Here is a 2,302-nt window from a genome sequence, read left to right as displayed (position 1 = left end):
CGGTTATGCGGATATTATTGAAAAGCAAAATTATTTAAACGCATTTAGGTATCATAATCGCAAGCACATGGAGACTGAACTTTTTGCGCAATCAAACTTTTTCCTGAGTAATTGATAGCAAAAAGGCTATCTGAGATATGAGGTTTACTGAACAGTCTTTGCAATTAAATATACAGGTCGAGCCAGCTTATTTTTTGTCATCAATAAAGTTGCTACCTAGTTCAATATCCACACTTTCCAATAATACAGAAGCTCTTAGTAGTGACCTGTTTGTCATGTCATTAGTCACAACATTATTTTTATATGTCAAAGCACGAGAAACTTTCGCATAAGTGAACTGCGCCAGTGTCATCACCTGAATTTCAACCAAAATTTTTGTTTCTCTTTTTACAGATGGTCCTTTTCTAACCAGCCTATTAACAACTATATGTCGAGAAGGATATCCAAATACTTTTCCCATGTAGTCAGGCGTATAACTACGTTTTGTCTTGAATGAATTTTTGATTAAAGCTTCTATCTTGGAAATATCCTTTTCAAAAATAGTCACAATCCTAATACCTATTAGATCCTGAATATCTGCAACTTTGTCTATTCTAAGCTCATTATTATGGTTCTTTCTTGAGGTTTTCGAGATGTTCTCGCTAGCATTAAGATGTTTTATTTTTTCAATAACAGAATCGAATTTCTTTATTCGAATTTGAGCTGGAAAAGCTAACTCATCTTCGTATCTTTTAAGCTTTCTATTAACTAAATCGTAAAGCTCTTCTGAATGAGTTTTTAAAATTGGGTATATATCCCTATATTCCTCTTCAAATTGACTATGTGTCTTCAGGTTACCGTTATTTGACTTTCCTTTAGGTAATAGAGTTTTAATGCCTTTCTTGGCTGCGGTTTTCAATACATCAACAAGTCCATGGCTTTTAGACTCTTGTTCACTAACTATTACTGGGTTAATCACGCTTTCAGCATCAGACGATTTGGAAAACGTTCTCCGTATCTGACCGGAATTCGAACTGATCGCCCGTTCTCTAAGCTTGTCTAATTCTATTACTGCCCTAACAATCCGAGCGTTTGCTTTGCTTTGTTTGGTCTCAACTTTAAAACCACTGCCCAGTTTATTTAGCTGCTCTTGAAAAGATTCCCCTGTCAACTTGCATACATGGGTTACGCAGCGGAGAAGATTGATGTATCTCAAACCGAGGTCGTTTTTGTCATCTCTCGCGTTATTGCTATGTTGTCGATAACCCATATTAGCTGGAACTCTCTCCGTTTGTTGCCAAAGTTCGCTTAATTGATTTTACTAGTTCAATTTCCGTTTGTGAGAAAGGAGTGTAATAAAAACCTTTTTCAGTCGGCAAATCAGAACCATGAAGTTCGTTAAAAAATTGTATTACTTTCGGATTTATATTTGCTTCTAATATTCTCTCATGGAGTAGTAAATTAGAGGTAACTAATCGAACTAGCGGCTCTTCAGTCGAGAGAACCAAACATTGATAGAAAAGATACTTTACTTCGTGCACAGTCAATTGCGACGAGACGATCATAATGTACGAGTGAGACTCCTCATTGCTGTCTAATCCTGTATCTACCAAGTTTAATATGCTTTCTATCGTTCCTAAGTATCTAGACTGTGGCGTTAAAATACTATTAATGTTTTGAATGAGCTCATACCGATAGACTAATTCTTCATCGCGCTGGTTTAGAAACGAACTGTAACATTGCATAGATTCCTGAAGTTTGTTCAGTTGAAATGATAAACCTGCCACTCCTGCAAGCGTCTTTTTGTCACTTTTGATGGTTATATCATTTAGGTTTCTATTGTAAACGTCTAAAAGACGATAGAAAGCGTCTTCGAACTTCTGTGATTTGAAAATTTCTCTGGTTTCTTTTAGCTCTTCGCGTTGGATGAGTATTGTCACAATCAAACCCGCAAAAGCAAGACCTGAAAATAAAGAGTTCACGATACCAAAGCTGTCTCCCAATAGTGCAGCATTGGCAATAGACCATTCTTCAATGGGAAAAGAAATCCAGACTAGAATTACAAAATAACCTAAAATAACTGAAGCTATGACGGCACTAATTTTAAGCAAATTTTTTTTAAAATCCATTTCAGACCTTAGCCATTTATTTTTTAATTTTTCAGCCAGCTACCTCATTCGTGTAGCTTTCAGAATGAGTGTTAAACAATGGGTTATAGTTTTCATAACGAAAGTCACTAAAAGGTACCATGAGTTATAATCAGTTGAACATAAGAAAGTCCATAAAGTTTTACCACGACTATTTCACAATGGGTAAATAACAA

At 35.6% G+C, this 2,302-nt stretch carries 2 protein-coding genes; both read right to left on the bottom strand.

Features of this window, described 5'->3' with window-relative positions; genetic code table 11:
• Window positions 1-187: 187 nt before the first annotated feature.
• A complete protein-coding gene (locus GVO62_RS15955) occupies window positions 188-1,150 on the bottom strand; it encodes a RelA/SpoT domain-containing protein (protein WP_236547204.1) in 963 nt (320 codons plus the stop codon).
• 100 nt (window positions 1,151-1,250) lie between these two features.
• Complete coding sequence (locus tag GVO62_RS15950; RefSeq protein WP_159120085.1) at window positions 1,251-2,108, bottom strand: putative phage abortive infection protein; 858 nt, start codon at window positions 2,106-2,108, stop codon at window positions 1,251-1,253.
• Window positions 2,109-2,302: the final 194 nt, after the last annotated feature.

Source organism: Alteromonas sp. KUL150, assembly GCF_009811475.1.
Lineage (GTDB): Bacteria > Pseudomonadota > Gammaproteobacteria > Enterobacterales > Alteromonadaceae > Alteromonas > Alteromonas gracilis.
Note: the sequence above shows the minus strand (reverse complement) of the source record. Positions and strands in the feature narration are given on the sequence as shown.